The 6,833-nt window shown below is 41.9% G+C and carries 4 protein-coding genes; 1 reads left to right on the top strand and 3 read right to left on the bottom strand.

All coding sequences use genetic code 11. The features are described 5' to 3' along the window. On the bottom strand, nucleotides 1–2,640 hold a 2,640-nt coding region (locus COT81_04850; GenBank protein ID PIS04719.1), incomplete at its 3' end, for a hypothetical protein. Between the two features lie 39 nt (nucleotides 2,641–2,679). Then, nucleotides 2,680–4,374: a hypothetical protein gene (locus COT81_04845; GenBank protein PIS04718.1), complete on the bottom strand. Its 1,695-nt coding sequence runs from the start codon at nucleotides 4,372–4,374 to the stop codon at nucleotides 2,680–2,682. 108 nt (nucleotides 4,375–4,482) lie between these two features. On the opposite strand from COT81_04845, the gene COT81_04840 reads away from it, so the two are divergent. Continuing rightward, the gene (locus COT81_04840; protein PIS04717.1) at nucleotides 4,483–6,012 is read left to right on the top strand and encodes a hypothetical protein; all 1,530 of its coding nucleotides are present in this window, start codon (nucleotides 4,483–4,485) and stop codon (nucleotides 6,010–6,012) included. A gap of 714 nt (nucleotides 6,013–6,726) precedes the next feature. Here COT81_04840 and COT81_04835 read toward each other — a convergent pair. After that, nucleotides 6,727–6,833 (bottom strand): hypothetical protein (locus COT81_04835; GenBank protein ID PIS04716.1); only part of this gene is annotated, 107 nt, incomplete at its 5' end.

Genomic DNA, 6,833 nt, shown 5'->3' with positions numbered 1-6,833 from the left:
TTCGACTTCCCCGCCAATAACAATTTGATGCCCCGCTGGTTTAGCAATCGCCGCCACACCTTTTTCAACTCGCGGCAAAACTTGTGAAATCGGAATACCGGCTTCATTTTGAGCGCGCACATTTACAATGCGTTTTAAATCCGTATGCCTGATATTTTCTAACGCCGGCGTCAAATTAAAATCAGCAATTTGTTGCAATTTTATTGTTTCGCCGGTTGGCGTATTGACTTCAATATTTTTTACATCCTCAGGAGTAACTAAAATTGATTCGGGGTAGCGAACCACTACTTCAATATCTTCATCGCCCGCAGTTACGGTCGTAGCGTCAAAACCGTAAATGGCACTGCGTAAAACTGAACCAACCGATAAAGAAGTTAACCCGTACTGGCCAAGTTTTTCTTGATCTAAACTAAAAGCAAATTCAGGCGGGCTAATTTTTTCATCACTTTCAATTTCAATCACTCCCTCAATTGACTCAAGCATCGCCACAACTTCACGCGATAATTGGTTCAAGACTGCCAAATCATCGCCAATAATTCTTATTTCAACCGGCGCTCCTGTTGGCGGTCCGGCATTTAGTTCATCAACCACAATACGGCCGCCCTGAATTGCTGAAAGTTGCTCGCGTAAATTCTTGGCCACTTCGTAACTCGCTTTATCACGGTCCTTTTCATCAATTAAATTAATGGTTATGCTCGCCAAGTGTGAATTGTTGCTTGCGCTGCTGCCAAAATTGAAAGTATTAGCGCCGCCTGCCCCTACGCTTGTGACAAAACTTTCAATTTCAGGAATTTCACGCAAACGCCGTTCAACGTCTGCAACCACCTTTTCAGTTTCTTCTAAAACTGTACCGGCCGGCAATTCTATTTCAACATAAAAAAAGTCAATGTCCACTTGCGGAAACATTTCCACTGGAATAGCAATAATCAAAATAGCCATTGCGGCAACAAACGCAGTGCCGACTATCGCAATCAGACGCTTACGATATTGCTTAAAATTCATTAAATTGTCCATGGCTAAGCGATATTTGCGCTCCAACCAATCAATAAAACGATTGTAAGCTGTGTGCTTTAATTGTTTTTCAACCGGCACTTTGCTTAGTGACCAACCGATAAACCCTGGCAGCAAGACTAAAGCGATAAATAACGACGAGCCTAATGTTGAAGAAATCGTAATTGGCAATACCTTTAAATATTCACCTAATATTCCGGATACCAATAGCATCGGCACAAAAGCGGAAATAGTCGTTAATACCCCCGCCGTTACCGGCCACAGATAAGTTTGAACGGAAAGCAAGGCCGAATCTTTAGGGCTGTAGCCTTTTCGCAAGCCTTCCTGAATACCTTCTAAAATAATAATTGAAGTATCCACTAAAAGACCAAGCGACAGCACCAAGGAAAATAAAGTTAAGCTATTCAATGTGCCGCCTTGCAACTTAACTATAAACAAAGCCATAAAGAAAATAAGCGGAATGGCAATGGCGGTAATAATCGCTTTACGGCGGTTAAGCACAATGCTTAACAAAATTAAAATCAAAAAGACGGTTTGAATGCCGCTGCGTCCTAGAGTTTTTAAATCATCGCGAATAAATTGAGAGTTATCATTGGTTACATCCACGCGTACCGTTTCAGGAATTGAACCGCGGGCTTGCATATCTTCAACTGCCGCCCTTGCTCGATCAACAATAGAAATAATATCACCGCCCGTTTTTTTATACACGGAAAGCGATACTGTTGGTTGCGGCGCCGAACCTTTAAGCGAGATACGCGATAGTGTCTGCGCTTTGGCTAATTGATCTTTAACCTCAGCCACATCCCGCAATAATACTTGGCCAGATGAGGTATCGCCGACCGCCACCCGTCCCAACTCTTCGCCAGTTAAAAATTTACCAACTGTCCTAACGTTATAATTAATGCCATCCACATCCACCGAACCCAAAGGGAAATTATGGTTAGCTTGCTGAATACTGCTAATAACTTGGTTTAAGGTAACGCCAGACCTGTCTAACGCACCGCGATTTACTTCCACGCTAAATTCCCGCTCGCGAGCACCAATTAAATTAACGCGGGAAACATCATTAATTTTCTCTAACTCGTCTTGGACGTCTTTTCCAATACGCTTAAGTTCCTCGTCTGTTAAATCCCCAATTAAACTAAAAGTTACAATCGCAAAATCGTTAGCCCGCACTTCAGTCACTACTGGATCGGCCGCATCGTCTGGCAAATCGGACACTTCATCAACTTTATCTTTTAACTTGCGAATACTCTCTTCTAAATCTGCTTCCGCTTGAAATTCAACCACGACAGTTGAAATGCCGAGCGCTGAAGTAGAAGTTATCTCATCTAAATTTTCTAAACTCTCAAGCTTGCTTTCAACTTCGTTGGTAACTAAATCCTCAACATCCAACGGACTTGCGCCAGGAAAAACAGTGGTCACAATCGCGATTGGAATTTTTACTTCTGGGTCGGCTTCACGCTGTAAAGTGGTTACCGCATAAAAACCTAACAACACTATGACTGCGGTTAAAATAATGGTAATGCGCATGCGGCGTACAAAAAAACCAAGCACGCTTTGATTGGCGCGCTCAATTTTTTCTTGATCTATCTTTTTAGTAATGGCATCCGGATGTTCTATCATCATAACTTTTGGCTTTCCCTCTGGCTTTAGGCAGGCAAATATTTATTCAACCGATAAAATTGTTTCTACTGCTTCGCCTTCGGAGATAAATTCTCCATTGCGTAAAATAAATTCATCGCCCTGGCTTAAACCGTCCTTGACTACAACTTGCAAACCAAATACTTCGCCAAGCTCCACCGTTCTTTTAGCCACCTTGCCGTTTTCCACAATATAAACAAAACTTTCGTTTTGGCCAATTTGAATTGACTTTAACGGTACCACAATTAAATCTTCGCCTTGCCGCGCTAAATCAATTTGCACGGTAACAATTCTTCCGATTGCAAAGCTGTGATCATCGTTGTCGGACTCAATGGTCACCTTGACTTTACCGGTTTGATTGGCCGCCACCGGCTCAATTTCAGAAATAAAACCCGATTTATCATCATCAATCACTACTAATTGTCCCAAGCTTAAGCTTTGTGCGTCGCTATTATCAACATCAACTTGAATTTCAATGCCGTCAATCTCGCCGATTTGTACAATCGAATTGCCCGGTGATACTTGATCTCCAATCTCCACGTAATGGGCAATGACTACGCCGCTAAAAGGGGCTTCTAACGACAAGCTATCAAAATTATAATCGGCCTGAGCAAATTGGCTGCTAACTAAATTCAATTCGGTTTGGGCGCCGGAAACTTGCAAATTCGCGCTACGCTTAGCGCTTTCTAGAGCGGATAAAGCGTTGTTATATTGAATCTCAGCATTTTGCAATTGAGTTTCGGCTTGCCGTAAAGTACTTACGTTTTTAATCTTGGTGCTATTTAAATTAAATACCGCATTATTAATTCCGCTTTCCGCAGTTGTTAATTGAGCCTTATAAGTAGCCAACAAAGATTTATCGGAGTCAATGGAGCTTTGGGATAAAGAACTATTTGGAATTAAATAGTTTGTTAAGGTCGTAGTTAAATTAACCGCCTTGTTAACTTCAGCCATCACGCTTTTGGCCAGCTTCAACGAATTTTCAATATCATCGCGGTTGGCAAATTGCGGTAAATCCAAATAAGCGCGCTTGGCGTCAAGATAAGCAATCTCGGCGTTGATAAATCCCTGCTGATTGGCATTGAGCGCATTTTTATAAGCGAACTGGCTGTTTTCGTTATCACCGCCCAAAAAAACTATGGCTTGCTGCATGGCGTTATACGCTGAGTCATACCCTACTATGGCTGAGCCAACGGCAAACTCGTGATTTTGGGCATTGGATTGAATTGTGTTAGTTAAACTATCTTGGGCTAAATTTAAATTTGCTTCTGCACTATTTAAATTAAGTTCAGCTTGCACAACCGACTCTTGGCTGATAAATTTCTTTTGCTCAAAATTTTGCTGAGCTGAATTATAATCGCTAAGCGATGCGTTGTAGGACGTTTCAATAGTACTATTTGACAACACAAATAACTGGTCATTTTTATTCACGCGAGTGCCTACCGGAGTTAAAGCCAAAACATCGCCTTGCACTAAACTGCGAATAACAGTTTCTTGCTTGGGCTTTAATTCCCCGCTTAAACGCAAGGTCGAAGTGATAGTATCGGTCGGTTCTATAATTTTAGTTGATACTACTGTTTTTAGATCAACCAGTTCTTCGGCCTCACTGGTTTTTTTACTCGCCGCTCGCACACCCACAAAAGCCACTAAAACGACCAAAGCCAATACTAAATACTTGCGCTGTCTTAAGAATTTAACTAATTTTTTAACTTGTTTCATAAATTTTTCAAGATTCCACAGTATATACTAAACATTGAATTTAGTCAACCATGATAGCCATCAGGTAAAAACCTCTACCCAAGTAAAAAAATATGCTACAATAAGCAAATGCAAAATTATTCTCGTAAGTTTTATCTCGCGGTCGCTTTTATTTCCGGCATGTCGGTGATGGCATTAGAAATTTCGGCCAGCCGGCTTATCGCCCCGTTTTTTGGCACCTCTGTTTTTATCTGGACGAATGTTATCGGCATTGTACTTATCGCGTTATCGCTTGGTTATTATTTCGGCGGCAAGCTTGCCGATAAACGACCGGAGGGAAAGGTGTTGATGTCAATTATCTTTTTTGCCGGCATTATTTTTTTAATTGTGCCTTGGCTCATCAAGCCGTTCGCTCAATTTGTTACCATTAATATTTGGGACATTCAATCAAGCGCGGTCATAATTTTTGTGGGCTCTTTTATTATCACTTCTATTTTAATTGGCTTGCCGCTGATTTTATTGGGTATGGTAAGTCCATTTATTATCCGCTTAATCACCCACGACGAGAAAGAGTCTGGTGAAACTTCCGGCGTGGTGTTTGCCGTCTCCACCGTTGGCAGCATTGTCGGCACTTTTTTGCCGACTATTTTACTCATCCCACTAATTGGCACAAAAACAACTATCAGTATATTCGCGGCACTTTTAGTTATTACCGGGGCAATTGGTTTAGTCAAAAAAAAAATTAATTTAATTTTTCTTTTGCTTTTAGCGTTGCCAATTTATATTATTGGGCAACTGCCAATTAAAGATAACTCGCGTTTACTGACTGAAGCCGAATCCCCGTACCAATATATTCAAGTCGCCCAAGACATTGAAGGCAACCGCTATTTAATTTACAACGAAGGGGTTGGCATTCAATCTGTTTATTATCCGGATAAAATTATTACCGGCGATTATTATTCTGACTTTTATAATTTATTGCCTAAGCTAATTGAAAAAGATGAACCGACCGATATTCTAGTTATTGGTTTGGCCGGCGGAACCATTAGCCGGCAGTTTAATCATTTTTACGGCAACGCTGTGCAAATTGACGGGGTAGAAATAGATCCGCAAGTGATTAAGATAGCGAAGCAATATTTTAATTTAGACAAGCCAAACCTAAATGTTTTCTCGCAAGATGGCCGCATCTTTTTACAGTACACTGAAAAAAAATATGACATCATAGTAGTTGATGCATATCGCCAACAGCTCTACATCCCCTGGACTTTAGCCACCCAAGAATTTTGGCAATTAACCAAAGAGCACTTAAATCCTGGCGGTATATTAGTGATGAATATTAACGCTGCCAACGACGACTCTGATTTGCTGGTAGCGGTAGAAAATACTATCGCCAGTGTCTATCCCAATGCTTACGTTACAAGTTTCAAAGAAAATTATGGCTGGAATTATATGTTAACCGGCGGTAGCGAGCCGATTGACTTTGCCTCACTGCCGAAAAAAAATACTTTTAAAGAACTAGTGTATCACGCTGATGTAATTGCAAATAACACTACTCGGTTAACTCACGACGATTCCAAGTTAGTTTTTACTGACGATAAAGCGCCGGTTGAATATATGACTGATAAAATGATTTGGCGCTATTTGCAAGATAATCTCTAAACGCAAAAGAAGGGCGACCTGGTGGGGTCACCCTTCCGGGCAAAGTGTTCGCGCTGGTGTGCGCTAGCTTCGCTTGGGTTGAAACTCCCTCCAAGGAAACTGTTCGGTAGCAGCTTCAGCTGCCGCAATTTCTTCCTTGGTCATGGGTCGCATGACCAGCTGCGGCAGGCGTAGCTCAACTACTCGTTGGGGGAGAGCGCTCTCTGCGCTCTCAGTCTTTACCATAAGAACTCCTCTCGCGATCAATGATCGCAATTTGGGGCTTCAGTTTGCCGGTTTTTTGACCGGCAGTGGAAAGAGATTCTCGACCTTACCGGTCAAGAAATCCCGCAGGTGGTCTAGGAACCCCCTATTCCAGGGGCCCTCGACCTGGTGCTGGTGCACGCCGCCTCGAGATCGTGCCATTTCTTATAGCCCATGGTTCAACGAGCAACTAGCCCGTGCCCGCCAGTTGTTAATGGCAGGAATAAAAATACTAGTTATCCTTATTTCTACCATTAACTTAAAAACCCCCGTCTTGGGGGTTATTGGCTATAAATATGATAAGGTACGATATAACTCAACAACCCCGCAGCGGAACTGCGACAATGACGGCCTTAACGACAGCCAATGGTCCCCGATCGTAGCCGAGGACAGGATTGTTGAATAATGCTTTGTGCATATTAATACTAGCTTAGCAGGCTGAAAAAATATGTCAACATAGCTGTGGAAAGCTTATAATTTACCCTGCCGAATAGCCACGCGAATTAATTTCATCAATTCCAAATAAAAATTAAGATTATGAATGGTAGTCAAGCGCAAACCTAAATGCTCTTGCGTTT

The sequence above is a fragment of the Candidatus Buchananbacteria bacterium CG10_big_fil_rev_8_21_14_0_10_42_9 genome, from assembly GCA_002773845.1.
GTDB lineage: Bacteria > Patescibacteriota > Patescibacteriia > Buchananbacterales > 21-14-0-10-42-9 > 21-14-0-10-42-9.
This window is presented reverse-complemented; position numbering and strand designations above follow the sequence as displayed.

What these genes read in the sequence shown, in the direction of transcription:
- COT81_04845 (PIS04718.1), bottom strand. Translation starts at nt 4,374, where the DNA reads ATGAAACAAGTTAAAAAATTAGTTAAATTCTTAAGACAGCGCAAGTAT.
- COT81_04840 (PIS04717.1), top strand. Translation starts at nt 4,483, where the DNA reads ATGCAAAATTATTCTCGTAAGTTTTATCTCGCGGTCGCTTTTATTTCC.